Here is a 22627-nt window from a genome sequence, read left to right as displayed (position 1 = left end):
AAAGTGCGGAGGATCTGACGCTCGTACAGCATTGCAGCGAATTCGTCGGACGCGCGTCAGATCAACGCCAAATCCCCTCGCCCGGCGCTTTGCCGGCAGGTGTTGTTTTCACGTCATTTACTTTGCCACGCGAATTTTATTTCTGGCCGTTACGGCAGGGGGGCTTTGGTTACCGATACCGCCGATGATTGCGAATCATTGATGGCCGCGGCGGCCGGCAGGCCGAACGCCCGGATGACGGAAACTGGAGACGACAATGTCCGCGAAAGTCCTCGCGATGCTGGCGGCGGCCGGCACCCTGATGGCCTTCAGCCCGGCGCAGGCGCACTCCGATCTGGTCGCCTTTTCCCAAAGCTATGAGCCCGGCACCATTGTGATACGGACCGATCAGCGCAAACTCTATCTGGTGCTCGGCGAGGGCCGCGCGATGCGCTATCCGGTCGGCGTCGGCAAGGCCGGCAAGCAGTGGGCCGGCACCGCCCGGATCGACGGCAAATATCGTTATCCGGCCTGGTCCCCGCCGGCCGATGTGAAGCACGACAAGCCCTCGCTTCCCGACGTCATTCCCGGCGGCTCGCCCGCCAATCCCATGGGGGTTGCCGCAATGACGCTGTCGGGCGGCGGCCACTACGCCATCCACGGCACCAGCCGGAGCATGCGGTCATCGATCGGCGGCTATGTCTCCTATGGCTGCATCCGGATGTACAATGAGGACATCACCGACCTGTTCGAGCGCGTCTCGGTCGGCGCCCCCGTGGTGGTGACCGCACACTAGTGTGGCGTCTCGCAATTGCCTATGCCCTTCGCGGCAAGCCCCTGTAGGCAATTGCGAGACATAAGCCGCACTAGCTTTTGATTTTGCTAGTGTCCGTATGTCACCGAATTACCGTGCGAGGGTGAGGCAAATGAAGCGGTAATTCGGAGACAGGACACTAGTGCGGCCGATGTCGCTGGCCGGGCGTCAGCGCCCGAAGCTCCAGGCACCACCGCACCAGCCGCTGCGGTGGCCGCCGTCATAACCGCGGACCTGACCAGCGGCGAGCAACGCGGCGGAGATGTTGGCGGTGCTGGTCGTTGCCGCATCGGCCACCACCCGGCCGGCATATTTGTCAGGGCCGATATTGAAGATCGTGACGCCGCCCTGATCGAGCAGCGCGCGCAGCGACCGCGTCGCCGCTTCCGCCATGCGTAGCTCGCGCGCACATTGGGCCTTGAGCTCGGGCGCATCGATGCCGCGCAGCCGCACCCGCGTGACGACGCTGCGGTCCGGCAGGCGGACGCGGGCGACGAAAGTATCGCCGTCGACGGTGCGCAACACATCCACCTGATACCGCGCGTCGTGGCCGCCCTGCCACAACACCTCCTGGGCGCGGTCCGGCCAGGCCGGCGGCAGATGGAGAAGCCGGCGCAACGGCAACATGGTGCCGACAGCGATTCCGATCACGAAGACCCACGGCAAGGCCGCCGCGAAGCGATGGCGCCAGGGCGAATTCAGGCGAGGATGCAGCCACATGGGAGAAGAGCTCGGCGCGCTGGACCGTTGCGAATCTAGCACAAAACGAGAACGATTGTGAGGGTCGGTGGGGTATTTGAGGCAAAACAGAGCCGCGGGAGCGTCCGATGCGCACCGCGCTCGATTGATTCGCCCGATCTTGGAAAGCCAGAACTCCGAGAAAAGTCAGAAGTCCGAGGCGATGCCCTTGCGCTCCCAGTCGCCGTAACGAGTCGGTTCCGGACCGGACGGGCCCTGCATTTCCTTCGGCCGCGCCTGCGCCTCGCGCTCGGTCTTCGCGCGCCGTTCGGCGGCTTCGGCCAGAGCGCGCTGCGCCGCCGGCGGCAGCGGCCTCGCCGGAGCTTCGGTCTGCGGCTCGGCTTTGTCGTCCGGCGCGGCGTCGATCGTCATGACTTCTCCACTCGTGCAGCGTCTCGCAATTGCCTATGCCCTTTGCGGTGCGAATGACCGTCCGACCGTGCGGCAAATGAAGCGGTCATTCGCAGACAGGACACAAGCAGAACGCCATCATAGCGCCTCGCGGCAGCGATGACGACGCGGAATCGTGGTGGCAACTCCGTGATATAACGATGGCACTTCTTACATTTGGCATATTCGCATGCCAGGGTGATCATCCCGCCGCGACGAACCGTCGTGATATCTTTTCCCCCCACAGCAACGTTTCCTGACGCATGAGCCCTTCGCGATTCGTTCCGCCTTCCGAGGTTCCAGGCCTCGCCACGCGCCGGATCGCGGCGGATATTCTTGACGGCGTGCTGCACAAGCGGCGCATGCTCGACGACCAGCTCGACGGCGCCGCGGCCCATCCCGCACTGAGGACGCTGTCGGATCGCGACCGCGCCCTGATGCGGCGCCTCGTGGCCACCGTGCTGCGCCGCCTCGGCACGCTGCGCCATGTCCTCTCCCAGCTTCTTGACAAGGGCCTGCCGAGCGACGCGCCGCGCGCCCAGAGCGCGTTGATGATCGGCGCCGCGCAGATCCTGTGGATGGATGTCCCCGATCATGCCGCGGTCGATCTCTCGGTCCGACTTGTCCAGGCCGACCGTCGCGCGGCGCGTTACGCCGGTCTCGTCAATGCGGTGCTGCGCCGCTGCGCCCGTGAAGCACGTCCGTTGATCGCCGAGGTCGAATCCCAGTCGCTCGACGTTCCGGCCTGGCTGATGACGCGATGGATCGCCCATTACGGCGAGGATACTGCGCGCGCCATGGCGCGCGCACTCAGCCATGAACCTCCACTCGACCTGACGGTGAAAGGCGATGCTGCAGCCTGGGCCAGCCGCCTCCATGGCGAATTGCTGCCCACCGGCACGGTGCGGACGCTGCTGCAGGGACCGATCACTCTGCTGCCCGGCTTCACCGAGGGCCAGTGGTGGGTGCAGGATGCCGGCGCCGCGCTCCCGGCAAAACTGTTCGGCGACGTCAAAGGCAGGACGATTGCCGATCTCTGCGCCGCCCCGGGCGGCAAGACCGCCCAGCTCGCTCATGCAGGAGCCCTCGTCACCGCCGTCGACCGGTCACCCGCGCGGGTGGCGCGGCTGCGCGACAATCTTTCCCGCCTGTCGCTCACGGCGGATGCCGTGGTGGCGGACGCGGTCGAGTGGCAGGGCGGCCCGTTCGACGGCGTCCTGGTGGACGCGCCATGCACCGCCACCGGAACCCTGCGCCGCCACCCCGATGTCGCCTGGCTCAAGCAGGAGGCCGATATCGCGGCATTGGTCGGCTTGCAACGGCGCCTGTTGCAGAAGGCCGTCACCCTGCTCAAGCCCGGCGGCACCTTGGTCTATTGCACCTGCTCGCTCGAACCTGAGGAGGGCGAACAGGCGATCGCCGCGCTGCTGGCGGGCGAATCAGGGATGAGCCGCTCGCCGGTCGAGCCGAGCGAGGTCGGCGGCCGCGCCGAGCTGCTGACCGCGCTGGGCGAGATTCGCACCCTGCCCTGCCACCTGCCCCATGCCGACCCGCGGCTGGCCGGGATCGACGGCTTCTACGCCGCCCGGCTGGTCAAGAGCCCGGCAAGCCAAGAGATGACGTAAGGTCCCCGGCTGTCTGGCCCGGCCAGACTGATTCGGCCCGCCTGATTCGTCCCATGGTGTGCTCAGCGCGTTTCCAGACTAAAAGGATTCGCATCGATTCTCACCCCGGCAAAGGTGCGCGTGTCGGCCGCTCAACGAGGACAGATTTCGACGCTGCTGCTGGGGCGCTTCGCGCGCAAGACCGCGGCACGCCTCGGCGAAGGATCGGTGGCGCTGTCGCGACTCGTTCCCTCGCGGGCCGACCGCCTGATCATCGCCCCGCAGGACCTGCGCACCACCGACGCCACCCGCGCGGCCGAGATCTATGCCGGGCGCTTCGTCTTCGCCGGCAAGATCGTCACCTGTCACGGCCGATCGATCTTCGAGATCGCGCCGCCCTCGGAGGATTGGGCGGCCGCGCTGCTCGGATTCGGCTGGCTGCGCCACCTGCGGGCCGCGGATTCGGCGCTGACCCGGGCCAATGCCCGCTCGCTGATCGAGGACTGGCTCACCAATGGCCGCTACAGCAGCGACGTGGCCTGGCGCGCCGACGTGCTTGCAAGGCGCGTGATTTCGCTGCTGTCCCAGGCGCCTCTCGTGCTGTCGGACACCGACAGCAAATTCTATCGCCGTTACCTGCGCGGGCTGACTCGCGAGATCCGCTACCTGCGCTACACGATGATCGACATCGTCGACGGCGTGCCGCGGCTTCAGGTGCAGATCGCGCTGTGCTATGCGGCGCTGTGTCTTGCCAATCAGGGCCGCCATATTCGCGGCGCGACGCGGCGGCTGTCGGACGAACTGCTGCGCCAGATCCTCCCCGACGGCGGCCACATCTCGCGCAACCCCGGCGCCATGATCGAGCTGCTGCTCGATCTGTTGCCGTTGCGCCAGACCTTCGCGGCCCGCAACATCGCGCCGCCCTCCACCCTGCTCAACGCCATCGACCGCATGATGCCGATGCTGCGCTTCTTCCGCCACGGCGACGGCAGTTTCGCGCTGTTCAACGGCATGAGCGTGACGTCGGGCGACCTGGTGGCGACGCTGCTCGCCTATGACGATACCCACGGCACGCCGATGGCGAGCATGCCGCATAGCGGCTTCCAGCGTCTCGACGCCGCATCGATGACGCTGATCATGGACGCCGGCCCGCCGCCGCTGGCCAGCGTCAGCCTCGACGCCCATGCCGGCTGCCTGTCCTTCGAACTGTCGTCGGGCACGGCGCGGATCGTCACCAATTGCGGCATGCCGCCAACCGGTCGCGACAACTGGCGAAGTTTCGCCCGCAGCACCGCGGCGCATTCGACCCTGACCTATCACGAAACCTCGTCCTGCCAGTTCGTCGAGTTCGCGGCGATGAAGCGGATGCTGCACGGCTCGCCGATCAGCCGCGGACCGACCACGGTCGAGGCCTATCGCGAGACGGTGAGCAACGGCGTCATGCTCACGGCCTCCCATGACGGCTATCTGTCGCAGTTCGGGCTGGTGCACCGCCGGGTGCTGGTCATGGCCGACGACGGCAGCCGGCTCGACGGCGAAGATACGCTGACGAGCCCGCCCGGCCATCGCATCCGTTCCGGGTCGGACGATTTCGCCCTGCGCTTTCATCTGCACCCATCGGTCAAGGCGAGCCGCCTGAGCGATGCCCGCGGCGTCATGCTGGTTCTTCCCAACCGCGACGTGTGGACCTTCGAGGCGCTGGACGACCGGGTGGAACTCGAGGAAAGCGTTTTCCTCGCCGGCACCGACGGGCCGCGCCGCACCGTCCAGATCGTGATCCACCAGAACGCGCGGCACGCGGCCAGCGTCCGCTGGACCTTCGTGCGCTCGACGAGTTCGGCCTCCGCCACCGCGGCGCGGCGCAACATCCGCAAGGAGCCGGAACTACCGCTCTGAGTTGGGTTGCTGCGCGGGCGCTTCAGGACGACGGCGCGGCTGCCGGTTCCACGCCCCGCTTGCGACCTTGCATCAGCCGGCCTGTGAGGAGGCGCGGCACGAAGGTGCATTATCGGTCAATTCTTTCGTTTCGTGCCGGAAAGTCCGGTCCGGCGGTTTCTCGGCCGGCCAATTCGTGCTAGGCGGCGGGCAACATCATCCCCCTGGACCCATCGCCATGACCGATCATCCGCGCCGCGTGACCCGCGCCCTCATTTCCGTTTCCGACAAGTCGGGCCTGATCGAATTCGCCCGGGCCCTGGCCGGCCGCGGCGTCGAGTTGGTCTCCACCGGCGGCACCGCCAGGGCCATCGCCGAAGCCGGGCTCAAGGTGCTCGACGTCGCCGACCTCACCGGCTTTCCCGAGATGATGGACGGACGGGTCAAGACCCTGCATCCCAAGGTCCATGGCGGCCTGCTCGCCATCCGCGACAACGCCGAGCACGCCAAGTCGATGGCCGCCCATGGCATCGTTCCGATCGACCTTCTGGTGGTCAACCTCTACCCGTTCGAGGCCACCGTCGACAAAGGCGCCGGCGAAGAGGACTGCATCGAGAATATCGATATCGGCGGACCGGCCATGATCCGCGCCGCCGCCAAGAACCATGAGGATGTCGCCGTGGTGGTCGAGCCCGCCGACTACCAGGCGGTGCTCGATGAACTCACTGCCCATGACGGCGCCACCACGCGCGGCCTTCGTCGCCGTCTCGCGGCCAAGGCCTATGCCCGGACCGCCGCCTACGATGCTGCGATCTCCAACTGGTTCAACGCCCGCCTCGCCATCGACGCGCCGGATTTCCGCAGCTTCGGCGGACGCCTGATCGAGGCGCTGCGCTATGGCGAGAACCCGCATCAGAAGGCGGCGTTCTATGCGCTGCCGGACCGTCGCCCCGGTGTCGCCTCGGCGCGGCAGGTGCAGGGCAAGCAGCTCTCCTACAACAACATCAACGACACCGACGCCGCCTATGAATGCGTCGGCGAGTTCGATCCCAGGCGCACCGCCGCCTGCGTCATCGTCAAGCACGCCAATCCCTGCGGCGTCGCCGAGGGTCCCGATCTCGTCAGCGCCTATCGCCAGGCGCTGGCCTGCGATTCGACCTCGGCCTATGGCGGCATCGTCGCGCTCAACCGCACCCTGGACGCCGACGCCGCCCGCGCCATCACCGAGATCTTCACCGAGGTGATCATCGCGCCCGACGCCACCGAGGAGGCGATCGCCATCGTCGCGGCCAAGAAGGCCCTGCGGCTGCTGCTCGCCGGCGGCCTGCCCGACCCGCGCGCCAGCGGCCTGACCGCCAAGACCGTCGCCGGCGGCCTTCTGGTGCAGAGCCGTGACAATGCAGTGGTCGACGACATGACGCTGACCACGGTGACCAAGCGGGCGCCGACCGAGGCGGAACTGCGCGACCTGCGCTTCGCCTTCCGCGTCGCCAAGCATGTGAAGTCCAACACGATCATCTACGCCAAGGATCTCGCCACCGTCGGCATCGGCGCGGGACAGATGAGCCGGGTCGATTCGGCGCGGATCGCGGCGCGCAAGGCCCAGGATGCCGCCGCCGAATTGAAGCTGGCGACGCCGCTGACCAAGGGCTCGGTGGTGGCCTCCGACGCCTTCTTCCCCTTCGCCGACGGCCTGCTGGCAGCAATCGAGGCCGGCGCCACCGCGGTGATCCAGCCTGGCGGCTCGATCCGCGACGACCTGGTGATCAAGGCCGCCGACGAGCACGGCATCGCCATGGTATTCACCGGGACTCGCCACTTCCGGCATTGATGCGGGATATGCGTGACGGGCTGTCTCCCATCCCGTCGGCCCGACCGACCTCGCAAACTGGATCAGCCGCTCATTCAATCGCCGTGCCCGGCCATAGCAGTCTGCTTTGCGCAGACTGCGTAAACTTGTCTACGCTGCCGGGCATTCACGACTTAGCGACCGTTCTACAGACAAGACGTAGACGGCAGGATAAGCCCGGCCATGACGAAGGGCCGCGCTGGCGTCACGCCCGCTCCTTCACCCGCAGCAGCAGCAACAGCCCGGCGAGAAAGAACGCTATCAGCACCGCCATGCCCGCCTTCTGGCTCATGGTGATGCCGGTGACGAGACTGACGGCGAGCGGCGCCATGAACGACGTGACCTTTCCCGACAGCGCGAACAGGCCGAAATACTGGGTAATGCGCGCACGCGGCGCGAGACGGATCAGGAGCGTGCGCGAGGCCGCCTGCAGCGGGCCGGCCGCTAGGCCGATCAGCAGGCCGAGCGCCAGATAGGCCTTCTCGGCCGGCGCCGCGAACAGGCCGCCGCCGGGCTGCGGCGGCGTCACCGGAATGACCACGAACAAGCGGTCGCGATCGATCGTCAGGATCAACATGATTGAGACGAGCAGCACGGTCATGCTGCCGGCGATCACCCGCTTCGGCCCCAGCCAGTCATCGAGCTTGCCGCCCGACCATGCACCGAGCGTGCCTGAGCATGCGAGCAGGATGCCGAATACACCGATCTGGATGGTATGCCAGCCGAAGGTGCCGGCGGCGTAGATGCCGCCGAACGCGAACAGCGCCACCAGCGCGTCGGTGTAGACCATGTTGGCGATCAGGAAAGTCGCCATCACGCGGTTGCGCGGCAGCGTCGCCAGGGTATCGCGCAATTCGCGCAGGCCCTGGCGCACCGCGCGGCCGACCGGCAGCTTCGCCGCATGGTCCGGCGTGAACAGGAACATCGGCATCACGAAGATTACGAACCACACCGCGGTGAGCGGGCCGGTGATGCGGTCGCCTTCGTGGCTGACCGGATCGAGACCGAACAGCGGCGACAGGCCGAACAGCGTGCGCCCGGTCTCCGGACTTCCGGCGAGAAAGCCGAGCACCAGCACGAGACTGAGGATGCCGCCGACATAGCCCACCGCCCAGCCGGTGCCCGACAGCCGTCCGATCCGCTCCGGCGGCACGAGGGTGGGCATCATCGCATTGTTGAACACGGTGGCGAATTCGACCCCGATGGTGGCGACGGCGAAGGCGAGCAGCAGCGGCGCAATCACCGATGGATCTCCCGGCCGGCCGATCCACATCAGGCTCGCGCCCACCACCAGCAAGACGCCGAAGGCCGCGATCCACGGCTTGCGCCGACCCGCGGCATCGGCGATCGCCCCAAGGACCGGCGACAGCACGGCAATCGCAAGCCCGGCCGCGGCCGTGGCGAAGCCCCACAGCGACTGCCCGGTCGCCGGGTCCGGTGCGACGTGGGTGGCGAAATAGGGCGCGAAGACGAAGGTCGTGATCAGGCTGAAATAGGGCTGCGCCGCCCAGTCGAACAGAATCCAGCCGATCCGGGCCGCGCGCGGTGGATAGCTGTCGACGATGACTGGGTTGGCGGCGGCGACGGCGTCAGTCATGACGGACGCTCCGGCGATGGCGACGAGGTGAGATCAAGTGATTCGGCACGGGCGTGAGGAATGGTATTGAAGGAGGGCAGCGACATGGCCGACGATGCGTCAGCCGTCCGAATCGTCGAACTTTGGTTCGCCAAGTCATAGCATGCGCTGAGGATCTTCATATCAAGCGGCACCTCTCCGTGCCGCTAATCCGTGACTGCATTGTGTCGGGAACAGCGATAATGCGCCCCAATGTCTTGTTAACTGCCCGGACGGCCTGCGCCCTTGCGTTGGTGCTGGTGATGTTCATCGCATCGCCGCTGGCGGTGCGCGCCCAGGACGCCCGCATCGCGCTGCCGGCGACCCCGTCCCGCACCGTCGTCGCCGCCGGCGGGATGGTGGTGGCGCAGGAGAAGATGGCCGCCGAAGTCGGCGCTGCTGTCCTGGCGCACGGCGGCAACGCGGTGGATGCCGCGGTCGCCACCGGCTTCGCGCTGGCGGTGACCTATCCGCGCGCCGGCAATATCGGCGGCGGCGGCTTCATGGTCATCCACCGGGCCGGCGGCCCGGATGTCGCCATCGACTATCGCGAGACCGCGCCGGCGGCGACGACGAAGGACATCTTTCTCGGCGCAGACGGCAAACCTGATCCGGCGCGCTCGCGCGATTCCGCCCTTGGCATCGGCGTGCCAGGCACAGTCGCCGGCCTTGCACTGGCCCTGCGCGACTATGGTTCCGGCCGTTTCACCCTCGCCGACATCGTTGCGCCGGCGATCGCGCTGGCGCGCGACGGCTTCGTCGTCAGCGATGATCTCGCCGACACCTTGCCACAGTGGCATCGCCGGCTGAGCAAATGGCCTTCGACCGCGAAGATTCTGGCACGGCCGGACGGCACGTCCCTGCGTGAAGGCGACCGCCTGGTGCAGACCGATCTTGCGGCAACGCTCGAAATCATCGCCCAAAAGGGGCCCGAGGGCTTCTATCGCGGCGCCGTCGCCGACAAGCTCGTCGCGGCGGTCCGTGACGCCGGCGGCATCGTGAGCGCTGAGGACCTCGCCGGCTATCGCCCCGTGATACGCGAGCCGGTGCGCGGCAGCTATCGCGGCGCCGAGATCCTCTCCATGCCGCTGCCGTCCTCGGGCGGCATGGTCTTGATCGAAACTTTGAACATTCTCGAGGGCACGCGACTGGCCGCCGAGCCCCAGGGCTCGGTCGCCTCGCTCCATCTCCTGATCGAGGCGATGAAGCGCGCCTATGCCGATCGCGCCCGCTATCTCGGCGATCCGTCCTTCGCCGATGCGCCGGTGCAGCGGCTGCTGTCCAAGGATTACGCGGCGAAGCTGCGTGCCGCCATCTCTCCTGACCGTGCCGCCAGCGCGGCCGAGGTGGCGAATGTCGCACCGGCGCCGCGCGAGGGCAGCAACACCACCCATTTCTCGGTGGTCGATCGCGACGGCACCGCTGTGAGCAATACCACGACGCTTAATTTCAGTTACGGTGTCGGTCTGATCGCCGAGGGCACCGGCGTGCTGCTCAACAACGAACTCGACGACTTCACTGCCGCCCCCGGCGCGTCAAATGCCTATGGTCTCGTCGGCTTCGAGGCCAACCTCCCCGGCCCCGGCAAGCGTCCGCTGTCGTCGATGACGCCGACCATCGTGCTCAAGGACGGCAAGGTGGTGCTGGTGACCGGCTCGCCCGGCGGCAGCCGCATCATCTCCGCGGTGCTGCAGGTGGTCGTCGACGTGCTCGACTATGACCTCGATGCCGCGCGGGCCGTGGCCCTGCCGCGGCTGCATCAGCAATGGCTGCCTGACGAAGTGAGGGTCGAGCACGGCTTTGCCGCCGAGGTGCTCGACGGCCTGCGCGCCAAGGGTCATGTGGTGGTCGAACCGCTCGGCCAGACCTCGGCCAATTCGATCGGCCGCAGCCCTCGCGGCTGGCTCGGCGCGCCGGACCCGCGCAGCCGCGGCGCCACCGCGGCCGGGGCCGATTAGGGCATGATGCGGAAACCGCCGGGGACCGGCCTTCCGATCAGATCATGCTCGCCGAAGGAATTTCAGCGGCCGATCGTATAGGGGCCACCTCTCTCGAGCGCCCGTTGATAGGCCGGTCTGGCATGGATCCGCTTGAGGAAATCCATGCAGTGCGGGTGACCCTCGGCGAGGCCGGCACGCGCCTCCGCCGCTTCCAGCGGAAAGCTCATCTGGATGTCGGCAGCGGTGAATTCGTCGCCAGCGAACCATTGCGACCTGGACAGTTCGCCTTCCCAAAACGCCATGTGCTGCTTGAGCTGCGGCGTGATCATTGTTCGCAGCACCTGGCGTGAGATCATGGTCACCACGGGCCGCGTGACCAGGGGCGCACGCTTGGGCAGCAACGAGAAGATCAGCTTCTGCAGCAGCGGAAACATCGCCGAGCCTTCGGCATAGTGCAGAAAGTAGGTGTAGCGCAGCCGGTCCGGCGAACCGGCTGCGGGGATCAAGCGCCCTTCCCCGCAGGTCTCGACCAGATAGGTCAGGATCGCGCCCGATTCGGCGATGGTGTGGCCACGGTCGGTGATGACCGGCGATTTGCCGAGCGGATGAATGCGCTTGAGCTCGGGCGGCGCCAGCAGGTTGGCCTGCCGCTGATAGCGAACGATCTCATAGGGAACCCCGAGCTCTTCGAGCAGCCAGAGCACGCGCTGAGAACGGGAATTGTTGAGATGGTGCACGGTCAGCATGGCAGCTCCGGATCATCGGGCAGGGAATACCCCAAAGGGGGGTCTTCGGTATGCCCCACCCCTAGTGTCCTGTCTCCGAATTACCGCTTCATTTGCCTCACCCTCGCACGGTCATTCGGAGACAGCAGGACACTAGCAAAATCAAAAAGCTAGTGCGGCTTATGTCTCGCAATTGCCTACAGGGGCTTGCCGCGAAGGGCGTAGGCAATTGCGAGACGCCACACTAGCAAAGGGAGGCGGCTGACAAAACGAGGATAGACGGAGCGGAGATATTTAGCCTGGGTAATATTGACATAAGAAGTATTACCCGGATATAATTATCAAATGACCCACGGTCCCTTCCGTATCGTCTTTCCGAGCGACATGCCCGGCCAAAGGCGGCCGTCACGCCGTCACTGCAGCAGCGCACCTGCACGACCGCCGCCCCGAACTCGGCGCTCCGTCGCGTCGCCCAAGCTCGCCGACGATGCGCATCGCGCGAGTGCCGGCCAAGATGCAACCCGATCCATACGACCAGTATCGCTTCGCCGCTGGCGGCAACCGGCCGTATAACGTAGAGACATTGTGCGCGCTGTTGCCGCTGATCGGCCGCGTTTTGCGTCTATGATCATATCGTCGCCGATGTCCGCCATCTGACCCCGCTCGCCACCTCATCTTCGAAAGCGCGCCGCGCCGACACTTCCCAGGGATTTCCGACGTGACCAAGCCTCAACCGCTGTGGCGGTCTTTTCTCGTCTTTCTCGTGCCGATGTTTCTGAGCAACGTGCTGCAAGCGCTGTTCGGCACACTCAACAACATCTATCTCGGCCAGATGATCGGTGTGAACGCGCTCGCCGCGGTGTCGGTGTTCTTTCCGATCATGTTCTTCTTCATCGCCTTCATCATGGGGCTGAGCTCAGGCGCGACCGTGCTGATCGGCCAGGCCTATGGCGCCAAGGATCTCGTCAAGGTCAAGACCGTGGCCGGGGTCGCGTTGACGCTGGCACTGATCGGCGGCTCCATGATTGCCGTCGCGACGCCATTCGCGCGCGCCATGATGGTGGCGCTGGCGACCCCGGCCGACATTCTCGACGACGCCACCCTCTATGCCCAGATCATGATGGTGACGATGCCGGCGACTTTCGTCTTCGTCCTCGCCACCTCGATCAGTCGTGGCGTCAGCGACACCATGAGCCCGCTGCTGGCCCTTGTGCTCTCGACCGTGATCGGACTGGCGCTGACGCCGGCGCTGATCGCCGGCTGGTTCGGCCTGCCGCAATTCGGGGTCGCCAGCGCTGCCGTCGCCGCTCTGGTGTCCTCGGTGGCCACGCTGATTGCGCTCGGCTTCTATCTGCGCGCCCGCCGTCACCCACTGGCGCCGGACGCAGAGCTGCTGCGCCACATGCGGGTCGACCCGCAGGTGGCGCGCATGGTGATGCGGCTTGGTCTTCCCGCGGCGGTGCAGATCGCAGCCATGGCGCTGGCCGAACTGGTCCTGCTCGGGCTCGTCAACGGCTTCGGCTCGGATGCGACCGCGGCCTATGGCGCGGTCAACCAGGTCATGAGCTATGTCCAGTTTCCGGCGATCTCGATCGCCATCACAGCGTCGATCTTCGCCGCCCAGGCGATCGGCCGCGGCGATCTCGACCGCCTCTCCCACATCACCCGTACCGGGCTCGCCCTCAATCTGGTGCTGACCGGCGGTCTGGCCGCGCTCGCCTATGCGCTGTCGCGGCTGATCATCGAGATGTTCATCACCTCCGCGCCAGTGATCGAGCTTGCCCAGCAGCTTCTGCACATGGTGCTGTGGAGCATGGTCGTGTTCGGCATGTCCGGGGTGTTCACGGCCATCATGCGCGCCAGCGGCACCGTCTTCATGCCGATGGCGCTGTCGATCTGCGCGATCTTCGCCATCGAGGTGCCGACGGCGCAGATCCTGAGCCGCACGATCGGTGTCGAGGGCGTGTGGATCGCCTATCCGGTCACCTTCTGCGCCACCTTCCTGCTGCAGGCCGGCTTCTATCTGCTGGTCTGGCGGAAGCGGCCGATCGTGCGAATGGTGTGACGTTCAGGCCGTGGACCGCTCGCCGCCCGCTTCGACGATAAGCTCGAGCAGGAGTTCGATAAAGCTCTCCACCGCTTCCGGCAGGCGACGGCCGAGCATGGTCTCGACCACATAGCGGCGCTGATCGACGCCCGGTCCGGCGATCGGCACCGAGGCAAGCTTGCCTTTTCCCAGGGAGTGGACAGTGAAGCCGGAAGCAATGGCGATGCCGCCGCCGTGCTCGGCGAAGGCCCAAAGCGCGCCGACGTAATTCGACACCAGGGCCGGCTCGACGGCGACGCCGGCGAGGCCGCTGGCGATGTCGAACAATTGCCGCGCGGTGGTATCCTTCTCCGGCAATGCGAGCGGCTCGGAAGCAAGTTCGGGCAATGACAGTGCAAGGCGCGCTGCGAAGGGATGATCCGGCGCCACGACCGCGAGAATCGGGGCGCGGCCTTCGCCGGCCACCTTCACGCCCGGCTCCGGCGCGAGGGAGAAGGTGGCGCCAACATCGGTCTCGCCGTCGCGCACCATGCGCGTCACCGCCGCGGGCGCGGCGATCTTCAGCTCGAAACGAATGCCGGGACGGGTCTCGCGGAAGCGATGGATCGCCGCCGGCACAAGATTAAGTCCGAAGCCCTCGGTCGCCGCGATGCGCACGACGCCGGTGGTGAGCCCGCGCAGGCGCCGCAGCTCGGTGACCACGGCCTCCTCTTCGAGCAGGGCGCGGCGGGCGTGATTGGCCAGCAATTCGCCAGCAGCGCTCGGCACCATGCCGCGGGCACGACGCTCGAACAGCTCGACACCCAGTTCGCCTTCGATCTTGGCAATCTGCCGGCTGATGGCGGAGGCGGCGACATTGAGGCGGCTCGACGCCTCGGCGATCGAGCCGCTGCGCACCACCTCGAGGAAGTAGCGCAGTCCCGCGCCCCCCATACTGTCGCTCGCCTCCCACATCATTGCCGATCCGGCAACGCCAACCTCCAATTATTATAATTGTGGCAAGCAGAACTGCACAATACCGTGCCATGACCAATTTTGATGCATTGCATTTAAACGGAGCCTTGGCATGGCGGTAATACGAGGTGGGAAGTCGATCCTGTTGGCAGCGGCCGTAGCACTGGGCCTGCCGTCCGTCGCCCAGGCGGGAAAGGCCAATGACACCCTGGTCTATGCCTCGGATAGCGAACTGGAGAACATCAGCCCCTATCACAACAGTGTCCGCGAGGGTGTGATCATTGCCCGGCATGTCTGGGAGACCCTGATCTACCGCAACCCGACGACCGGCGCCTATGAGCCCTATCTGGCGACATCGTGGAACTGGGCCGATCCGCTCACCCTCGATCTCGACCTGCGCCGGGGCGTCACCTTTCACGACGGCTCGCCGTTCACCGCCGACGATGTCGTCTTCACCTTCAATTACGTTCTCACCCCCGAAGCGAAGGTGGTGACCAAGCAGAACGTCAACTGGATGCAGAGCGCCGAGAAGCTCGACGACTACAAGGTCCGCATCCATCTCAAGGGACCGTTCCCGGCGGCGCTTGAATATCTCTCCGGACCGACCCCGATCTTTCCGGCCGGCTATTTCAAGAAAGTCGGCCTCGACGGCTTTGCCAAGGCGCCGATCGGTACTGGTCCCTACCGCATCGTCGCGGTGGAGAGCGGCACGGGCGTCAAGCTCGAGAAGTCCAAGACCTACTGGAAGGGCAGCCCGATCGGAGAGGTCGCCATCGGCAAGGTCGAATTCCGCGTCATTCCCGACGCCGAGACCCGCATGGCCGAACTCATGACCGGCGGCGTCGACTGGATCTGGCGCGTGCCGGCCGATCAGGCCAAGCAGCTCGAAACGGTGCCGAACATCACGGTGCTGTCCGCCGAAACCATGCGTGTCGGCTTCCTGCAGTTCGACGCGGTCGGGCGCACCAATCCGAACACGCCGCTCAAGAACGCCAAGGTCCGCCAGGCGATCGCCTATGCGATCGACCGCGACGCGATGGTCAAGAGCCTGGTGCGTGGCGGCGCGCGAGTGATGCATTCCGCCTGCTTCATCGATCAGGCCGGCTGCACCGACCAGGGCGTGCCGCGCTATGCCTACGATCCAGCCAAGGCGAAGGCCCTCTTGGCCGAGGCCGGCTATGCCAACGGCTTCGACATCGAGATTTACGCTTATCGCGAGCGCGACTACGCCGAGGCTGTGATCGGCTATCTGCAGGCGGTCGGCATCCGGGCCCGGCTCAACTTCCAAAAATTTGCCGCGGTGCGCGAGCAGAGCCGCGCCGGCAAGGTGCCGATCTTCTTCCAGACCTGGGGCTCCTTCTCCATCAACGATGCTTCCGCCTTCACCGGCGTGTGGTTCAAGGGCGACGACGACGACATGAGCCGCGACGGCGAGGTCAAGAAGCTGCTCGACACCGCCGACACCACCATCGATCTCGACGCCCGCAAGAAGACCTATGCCGAAGCGCTGGCGATGATCGCGGACAGATCCTACCTGCTGCCGCTGTTCTCCTATCCGACCAACTACGCCTTCACCGCCGACCTCGCTTTCACCGCCCAGCCGGACGAGATGCCGAGGTTCTACGCCGCCCGTTGGAGGTAACCCGCCGACGGCGGCGCGCCAGCGCCCCGCCGTCCCCGTCCCGGGACCCAAGAGGCCGTCATGCTCGTATTCCTCCTGCGTCGGCTGGTGGTGGCGCTATCGGTGGCGCTGACCGTCTCGGCCGTCGCTTTCCTGCTGCTTCATCTCTCCGGTGACCTCGCCATGGCGATCGCGGGCCCCGAGGCCTCGCCCGGGCAGGTCGCGCAGATCCGCGTCCAGTACGGGCTCGACAAGCCGCTTCCGACCCAGTTTCTCGACTGGCTCGTCGGTGCGCTGCACTTCGATTTCGGCCGCTCATTCTATTTTCGCGATAGCGTGGCCTCGCTCGTCGTCCAACGCATGCCGGTAACGCTCATTCTCGGCGCGATCTCGCTTACGGTCGCGCTCCTGATCGCAATTCCGCTCGGCGTCGTCGCCGCGGTCCATCGCGGCGGCTGGATCGATCGCGCGGCCCTCGTCTTCTGCGTGCTCGGCCAGGCCATTCCGACCTTCTGGCTCGGACTGAGCCTGATCATCGTGTTCGCGGTGAACCTGCGCTGGCTGCCGGTCTCCGGCAGCTCGAGCTGGGCGCATTACGTGCTGCCGTCGATCGCGCTCGGCTGGTACGCCGTGCCAGCGGTGATGCGCCTGACCCGCAACGGCATGCTCGACGTGCTCGCCTCGGACTACATCCGCACCGCCCGCGCCAAGGGTCTGCGCTGGCCGTCGGTGCTGTTCAAGCACGCGCTTCGCAATGCGGTGGTGCCCGTGGTCGCGCTGGCGGCGGTGCAGTTCGGTTTCATGCTCGGCGGCTCGATCGTGGTCGAGGCCGTCTTCTCGATGCACGGGCTCGGACATCTCGCCTGGGAAGCGATCGGCCGCAAGGATTTCCCGGTGGTCCAGGCCATCGTGCTGTTGCTCGCCGGAATCTATATCGGCCTGACCTTGCTTGCCGATCTTCTCAATGCCTGGCTGGACCCGAGGATCCGCGTCGCATGACCGCATCGGCCCCTTCCATCACCGCGCTCGATGCGGCGCCGCTGCGTCGCTCGCCGCTCGCACGTTTCGGCAGGCGCGCGGCGCGTCATCCCGGCTTCATGGCTGGAGCGGTGGTGCTCGCCGCGATCCTGGTGCTCGCCCTCGCCGCACCGCTGTTCACCAGCCATGATCCGTACGCCCAGGATCTCGCCAAGCGCCTGATCCCGCCGATCTGGCAGGCCAAGGGCAATTGGGACCATTGGCTCGGCACCGACAAGCTCGGTCGCGACTATTTCAGCCGGCTGCTCTACGGGGCGCGGATCTCGCTTCTGATCGGTATCGCCACCGTAATGGTCTCCGGCGTCATCGGCACCGCGCTCGGCGTCGCCGCCGGCTTCTTCGGCGGCCGCGTCGACATGATGATCAGCTATATCATCAATGTCCGCCTCGCCCTTCCCGTCGTGCTGGTGGCGCTTGCCACCGCGGCGCTGGTGGGCAGCTCGCTGGGCACGGTGATCATCGTTCTCGGCCTGCTGCTGTGGGACCGCTTCGCGGTGGTGGCGAGATCGGCGACGCTGCAGGTCGTCCATGCCGACTATGTCGCCGCAGCGCGCGCCATCGGCTGCTCGACGCAGCGTATCGTCTTCTCCGAAGTTCTGCCGAACGTGCAGAATGCGCTGATCGTCGTCGCTACGCTGGAGATGGCCCATGCCATCCTGCTCGAGGCGGCGTTGTCCTTTCTCGGCCTCGGAGTCCAGCCGCCCCTGCCTTCGTGGGGGCTGATGATCTCGGAAGGCAAGCAATTCATGTTCTTCAGCCCGTGGGTGATCGCGATCCCCGGTGTGGCGCTGGCGCTGCTGGTGCTGGCCATCAACCTGCTCGGCGACGGTTTGCGCGACGTCACCGCGCCCGAGAACAGGAGCTGACAAACGATGGCCCTGCTCGAGGTCGACCATCTCACCGTCGACATTCCGACCGAGGCCGGCGTGCTGCACGCCGTCGGCGGCATTTCCTTCGCACTGGAGCGCGGCGAGACCCTCGCCATCGTCGGCGAGAGCGGTTCCGGCAAGTCGCTCACCTCGCTGGCCCTGATGGACCTCCTGCCGTCCAGCGCGGTGCGGCGAGCCACCGCGCTGCGCTTCGACGGCATCGACCTGCTCGCCGCGCCGCAGCGGCAGAAGGAGGATCTGCGCGGCAACCGCATGGCGATGATCTTCCAGGAGCCGATGACGTCGCTGAACCCCGCTTACACCATCGGCGATCAGCTCACCGAGGCGCTGCGCCGTCACCACGCCATCAGCCGGCAGCAGGCGCGGGAGCGCGCCATCCACCTGCTGGAGCGGGTCGGCGTCACCGCCGCGGCGTCGCGCCTCAGCCAGTATCCGCACCAGCTCTCCGGCGGCCTGCGTCAGCGCGTGATGATCGCCATGGGCCTGATGTGCGAGCCGGACCTGATGATCGCCGACGAGCCGACCACCGCCCTCGACGTGACAATCCAGGCGCAGATCCTGCGCCTGTTGCGTGACCTCCAGCAGGAGTTCGGCATGGCGCTGATCCTCGTCACTCACGATCTCGGCGTCGTGGCCCGGATCGCGACCAAGGTGGCGGTAATGTATGCGGGGCGACTGGTGGAGACCGGGCCGGTGGACGCCGTGTTCGGCTCGCCCAGCCACCCTTATACGCGCGGCCTGTTGCGCGCCATCCCGGTGCCCGGCCGGACGCGCCCCGGCGAACCGCTCGGCACCATCCCCGGCCAGGTGCCGAGCTTGATCGGCGACGTCGCCGGCTGCGCCTTCCGCAACCGCTGCGAACTGGCGAGCCCGTCCTGTGCCGGCGAAATCCCGGAACGCCGGCTCGGCGGCGATCACCGCATGGCCTGCGTTCGCGATGCTACCGCCGGAAGGGCCGCATGAGCGTCCCGGTTCTCGAACTGCGCAACGTCACGCGGACCTTCTCGGCCTCCCAGGGCCTATTCCGCAAGAACGCGACACTGACGGCCGTCGACCGCGTGTCCTTGAGCGTCGCACGCGGCGAGATCCACGCTCTTGTCGGCGAAAGCGGATCGGGCAAATCGACCATCGCCAAGATGCTGCTCGGCCTCACCCCGCCGAGCGCCGGCGAGATCCTGATCGATGGCGTGCCGATCGCCATGACCGACCGGCGCGAAGTGGCGCAGCGCATCCAGCCGGTGTTCCAGGATCCCTATTCCTCGCTCAATCCGCGCAAATCGGTGGCCGAGCTGATCGCGCTGCCGCTGCTCGCCCACCGGATCGGCACGACGAAAGACCGGCAGGCGAAGGTCGCCGAGATGCTGGATGCGGTCGGCCTGCCGCGTCGCGTCATCGATGCCTATCCGAACCAGCTCTCCGGTGGCCAGCGCCAGCGCGTGGCGATCGCCCGCGCCCTCATCATGCGCCCGGACGTGCTGATCTGCGACGAACCGACCTCGGCGCTGGACGTCTCGGTGCAAGCGCAGATCCTCAATCTGCTGATCGAATTGAAGCGCGAATTCCGCCTGACCTATTTCTTCATCAGCCATAATCTGGCTGTGGTCGAGCATCTCGCCGATCGCGTCGCCGTGATGTATCTCGGCCGTATCGTCGAGGAACGCAGCCGGTCCGGCCTGTTCGCGGCGCCGAGCCATCCCTACACGACGGCGCTGCTCGATTGCGTGCTTACCCCCGATCCCTCCCTCGGCATGCCCGAAATGTCGATCACCGGCGCATTCCCCAATCCGATCGCCCCACCGCGGGGCTGCACCTTTCATCCGCGCTGCCCGCGCGCCATGGACCGTTGCCGCAATGAGGCGCCCGCTGCCGCGCCGCTCGCCGACGGCTTTTCCGCCTGTCACCTCGATCACATGAACCAAAGCCGAGTGTCCCCATGACGAGCGTCCGCCCCCCCCACCCGCCCTCGCGCGATGGCGCCATCGCCCGCGCTGCCGCGCACTTCGCCTCCGGCGCCTTCCTCAAGGACCTCGATCGCCGCGTTGCCCTGCGAACTGAAAGCCAGATCACTGAACGCGACCGCGAATTGCGCGGCTACCTCACCGACGAAATGGTACCGACACTGGCGGCTCTCGGCTTTGCCTCCAGCATCGTCGACAACCCGGTGGCCGGGCGCGGCCCCTTCCTGATCGCCGAACGGCGCGAGGGCGACAATCTGCCGACGGCGCTGATCTACGGCCACGGCGACGTGGTGCGTGGCCACGAGGGCCAATGGCGCGACGGCCTTTCACCCTGGACCATCACCGTCGACGGCGAGCGCTGGTACGGGCGCGGCACCGCCGACAACAAGGGCCAGCACTCGATCAACATCGCCGCCCTGGCGCAGGTCATGGCCGAGCGCGGCGGCTCGCTCGGCTTCAATGCGAAGATCCTGATCGAAATGGGTGAGGAGGCGGGCTCGCCGGGCCTGCGCAAAATCGCGGAAATCCATCGCGAGGCTCTCGCCGCCGATGTGCTGATCGCGTCCGATGGGCCGCGGCTCAGCGCCGAGCGGCCGACGATCTTTCTCGGCTCGCGCGGCGCGCTCAACATCGACCTCAGCGTCGCGCTGCGCGTAGGCGCACATCATTCGGGGAACTGGGGCGGCCTGCTTGCCAATCCGGGCACGATCCTCGCCAATGCCATCGCTTCGCTGGTCGATCGCCGCGGGTGCATCCTGCTGGACGCCCTGCGGCCGAAAGAGATTCCGACCGCGGTGAAGCAGGCGCTTGCCGACGTCAAGGTCGGCGGCGGGCCGAACGATCCGCAGATCGATCGCGACTGGGGCGAGCCCGGCCTGACCCCGGAGGAACGGGTGTTCGGCTGGAATACGCTCGAAGTGCTCGCCTTCGAGACCGGCAATCCCTCGGCGCCGGTCAATGCCGTGCCGCCAAGTGCCAAGGCGACGCTGCAGCTGCGCTTCGTCGTCGGCACCGATCCAGTGGCCGCGCTCGAAGCGATCCGCGCTCACTTCGCCCGCAACGACTTCGCGCAGGTCGAGGTTTCGGCGAGCCGCAACGAGGTATTCGCTGCGACGCGGCTCGACCCCACCGATCCATGGGTCGGCTGGGCTCTCGCCTCGCTGGCGAAGACCAGCGGCAAGAAGCCGGCCTTGCTGCCCAATCTCGGCGGCTCTATTCCCAACGACGTCTTCGCCGAAGTGCTGGGATTGCCGACGATCTGGGTGCCGCATTCCTATCCGGCCTGTTCGCAGCACGCACCGGATGAGCATCTGCTCGGTCCGGTCGCCGAGGAAGGGCTGCGCATCATGGCGGGCCTGTTCTGGGATCTCGGCGAAGCCGACCGCATGATCGTGAAACCACCTCAGGAGACCCGCCGCCGATGACCCCGCTCGCCGCCCGCGCCACGGAGTGGCTCGCCTCCCGCCGGGGCGAGATGGAAGATTTTCTGCGCCGCCTCGTCGACATCGATTCCGGCAGCCGCGACAAGTCCGGCATCGATGCGGTCGGCGACGCCATGATCGAACTGCTCGCCGCTGACGGCATCACTGTCACCCGCATTCCGAACGAGACCTATGGCGACGTGCTGCGCGCCGAACTCCCTGGCCACGCCGGTGGGCCGCCCGTGCTGCTGATGGGCCACCGTGACACAGTCTTTCCCAAGGGCACGGTCGCGACGCGACCGTTCACCCGCGACGGCGACGTCGCCTATGGGCCGGGCGTCGCCGACATGAAGGGCGGACTCGTCGTCGATCTCTTCGTCATGCGTGCGCTCAGGGCCGCCGGCGGCACCGCCTTTCCGCTGATCGGCCTCTTCACCGCCGACGAGGAGATCGGCTCGCCGTCGGGCCGCGCGGTGATCGAGGCGACAGCGAAAGGCGCCCGCGCCGCCTTCAACACCGAGCCCGGCCGCGCCTCCGGCAACGTGGTGACTTCGCGCAAGGGCGGCATCACGCTGCACATCGCCGTCACCGGCCGCGCCGCGCATTCGGGGGTCAATCACGCCGAGGGCGCGAGCGCCATCGGCGCCCTCGCCGCCAAGATCACCGCGCTGCATGCCATGACCGATTACGCGACCGGCATCACCACCAATGTCGGGGTGATCAGGGGCGGGCGCACCCACAACACCGTGGCCGATCATGCCGAGGCCGAGCTCGACATCCGCTTCATGTCGGTCGACCAGCTCGACGGCATTCTTGCCCGCGTCGGCGCGATCCTCGCCGCGGAAGACGTCAAGGGGACAACCGCCACATTCGAGCGCGGCCAGCTCTTCATGCCGCTCGAGGCCAGCCACTCGGCCGAGCTATTCGCGCGGTACCGCACGGCAGCGGCGGTGGTCGGCTTCGCCGTCGATGGCGAATTCACCGGCGGCTGCGCCGATTCCGGCTTCACCGCCTCGCTCGGCGTGCCCTCGCTGTGCGGGCTCGGCCCGGTCGGCGGCAAGGCGCACACCGACGGCGAATATTGCCGCCTCGACACGCTGGTGCCGCGGGCGCAGGCGCTCGCCGTCACCATCGCGGATCTCGAGGTGTGACGGTCTGAGTCGAAAGAC

18 protein-coding genes are annotated in these 22627 nt (G+C 66.8%); 13 read left to right on the top strand and 5 right to left on the bottom strand.

Features of this window, described 5'->3' with window-relative positions; translation table 11 throughout:
• The first annotated feature begins 256 nt into the window (after positions 1-256).
• On the top strand, positions 257-775 hold the full coding sequence (locus DB459_RS09255; RefSeq protein WP_253712569.1) for a L,D-transpeptidase: 519 nt from the start codon (positions 257-259) through the stop codon (positions 773-775).
• Positions 776-961: 186 nt separating this feature from the next.
• On the opposite strand, the gene DB459_RS09250 is transcribed toward DB459_RS09255, so the two are convergent.
• Entirely contained in the window at positions 962-1513 is a 552-nt protein-coding gene (locus DB459_RS09250; protein WP_253712568.1) for a thermonuclease family protein, read from the bottom strand.
• Between the two features lie 165 nt (positions 1514-1678).
• A complete protein-coding gene (locus DB459_RS09245; RefSeq protein ID WP_253712567.1) occupies positions 1679-1903 on the bottom strand; it encodes a DUF1674 domain-containing protein in 225 nt (74 codons plus the stop codon).
• A 281-nt stretch (positions 1904-2184) separates the two neighbouring features.
• Here DB459_RS09245 and DB459_RS09240 point away from each other — a divergent pair, with 281 nt between their 5' ends.
• The 3 genes from DB459_RS09240 (at position 2185) to purH (ending at position 7231) form a co-directional block, all read left to right on the top strand.
• The gene (locus DB459_RS09240; RefSeq protein ID WP_253712566.1) at positions 2185-3546 is read left to right on the top strand and encodes an RsmB/NOP family class I SAM-dependent RNA methyltransferase; all 1362 of its coding nucleotides are present in this window, start codon (positions 2185-2187) and stop codon (positions 3544-3546) included.
• 120 nt (positions 3547-3666) lie between these two features.
• Positions 3667-5421 carry a heparinase II/III family protein gene (locus DB459_RS09235; RefSeq protein WP_253712565.1) on the top strand — a complete coding sequence of 585 codons (1755 nt, stop codon included), beginning with the start codon at positions 3667-3669 and terminating at the stop codon, positions 5419-5421.
• Between the two features lie 217 nt (positions 5422-5638).
• Positions 5639-7231 (top strand): bifunctional phosphoribosylaminoimidazolecarboxamide formyltransferase/IMP cyclohydrolase, encoded by a 1593-nt coding sequence (gene purH / locus DB459_RS09230; RefSeq protein ID WP_253712564.1) that lies wholly within the window; start codon positions 5639-5641, stop codon positions 7229-7231.
• Positions 7232-7454: 223 nt separating this feature from the next.
• Here the strand turns inward: purH and DB459_RS09225 are convergent, their stop codons facing one another.
• Positions 7455-8846, bottom strand: a complete 1392-nt coding sequence (locus DB459_RS09225) for an MFS transporter (protein ID WP_253712563.1) — start codon at positions 8844-8846, stop codon at positions 7455-7457.
• A 281-nt stretch (positions 8847-9127) separates the two neighbouring features.
• Between DB459_RS09225 and ggt the strand changes: the two genes are divergently transcribed.
• Entirely contained in the window at positions 9128-10822 is a 1695-nt protein-coding gene (gene ggt / locus DB459_RS09220) for a gamma-glutamyltransferase (protein ID WP_371926970.1), read from the top strand.
• A 62-nt stretch (positions 10823-10884) separates the two neighbouring features.
• On the opposite strand, the gene DB459_RS09215 is transcribed toward ggt, so the two are convergent.
• On the bottom strand, positions 10885-11550 hold the full coding sequence (locus DB459_RS09215) for a glutathione S-transferase family protein (RefSeq protein ID WP_253712561.1): 666 nt from the start codon (positions 11548-11550) through the stop codon (positions 10885-10887).
• 697 nt (positions 11551-12247) lie between these two features.
• Between DB459_RS09215 and DB459_RS09210 the strand changes: the two genes are divergently transcribed.
• Positions 12248-13594: an MATE family efflux transporter gene (locus tag DB459_RS09210; RefSeq protein ID WP_253712560.1), complete on the top strand. Its 1347-nt coding sequence runs from the start codon at positions 12248-12250 to the stop codon at positions 13592-13594.
• A 3-nt stretch (positions 13595-13597) separates the two neighbouring features.
• Here DB459_RS09210 and DB459_RS09205 read toward each other — a convergent pair whose 3' ends face one another.
• The gene (locus tag DB459_RS09205; protein WP_253712559.1) at positions 13598-14533 is read right to left on the bottom strand and encodes a LysR family transcriptional regulator; all 936 of its coding nucleotides are present in this window, start codon (positions 14531-14533) and stop codon (positions 13598-13600) included.
• A 109-nt stretch (positions 14534-14642) separates the two neighbouring features.
• Between DB459_RS09205 and DB459_RS09200 the strand changes: the two genes are divergently transcribed.
• Genes DB459_RS09200 through DB459_RS09170 form a run of 7 tightly spaced genes read left to right on the top strand, consistent with a single transcriptional unit; the run spans position 14643 to position 22609 of the window.
• Positions 14643-16172, top strand: coding sequence for an ABC transporter substrate-binding protein (locus tag DB459_RS09200; RefSeq protein ID WP_253712558.1), 1530 nt, complete (start codon positions 14643-14645; stop codon positions 16170-16172).
• Between the two features lie 60 nt (positions 16173-16232).
• Positions 16233-17150, top strand: coding sequence for an ABC transporter permease (locus tag DB459_RS09195; protein WP_253712557.1), 918 nt, complete (start codon positions 16233-16235; stop codon positions 17148-17150).
• On the top strand, positions 17147-18055 hold the full coding sequence (locus tag DB459_RS09190) for an ABC transporter permease (protein WP_253712556.1): 909 nt from the start codon (positions 17147-17149) through the stop codon (positions 18053-18055). Before DB459_RS09195 ends, DB459_RS09190 begins: the two co-directional genes overlap by 4 nt.
• 6 nt (positions 18056-18061) lie before the next feature.
• Positions 18062-19042 carry an ABC transporter ATP-binding protein gene (locus DB459_RS09185; protein ID WP_253712555.1) on the top strand — a complete coding sequence of 327 codons (981 nt, stop codon included), beginning with the start codon at positions 18062-18064 and terminating at the stop codon, positions 19040-19042.
• Positions 19039-20016 (top strand): ABC transporter ATP-binding protein, encoded by a 978-nt coding sequence (locus DB459_RS09180; RefSeq protein WP_253712554.1) that lies wholly within the window; start codon positions 19039-19041, stop codon positions 20014-20016. Before DB459_RS09185 ends, DB459_RS09180 begins: the two co-directional genes overlap by 4 nt.
• The gene (locus tag DB459_RS09175; protein WP_253712553.1) at positions 20013-21461 is read left to right on the top strand and encodes a M20 family metallopeptidase; all 1449 of its coding nucleotides are present in this window, start codon (positions 20013-20015) and stop codon (positions 21459-21461) included. Before DB459_RS09180 ends, DB459_RS09175 begins: the two co-directional genes overlap by 4 nt.
• Positions 21458-22609: a M20 family metallopeptidase gene (locus DB459_RS09170; protein ID WP_253712552.1), complete on the top strand. Its 1152-nt coding sequence runs from the start codon at positions 21458-21460 to the stop codon at positions 22607-22609. The genes DB459_RS09175 and DB459_RS09170 overlap by 4 nt, the downstream gene beginning before the upstream one ends.
• The last annotated feature ends 18 nt before the right edge of the window (positions 22610-22627 follow it).

The organism is Bradyrhizobium sp. WD16 (assembly GCF_024181725.1).
Taxonomy (GTDB): domain Bacteria; phylum Pseudomonadota; class Alphaproteobacteria; order Rhizobiales; family Xanthobacteraceae; genus Bradyrhizobium_A.
This window is presented reverse-complemented; position numbering and strand designations above follow the sequence as displayed.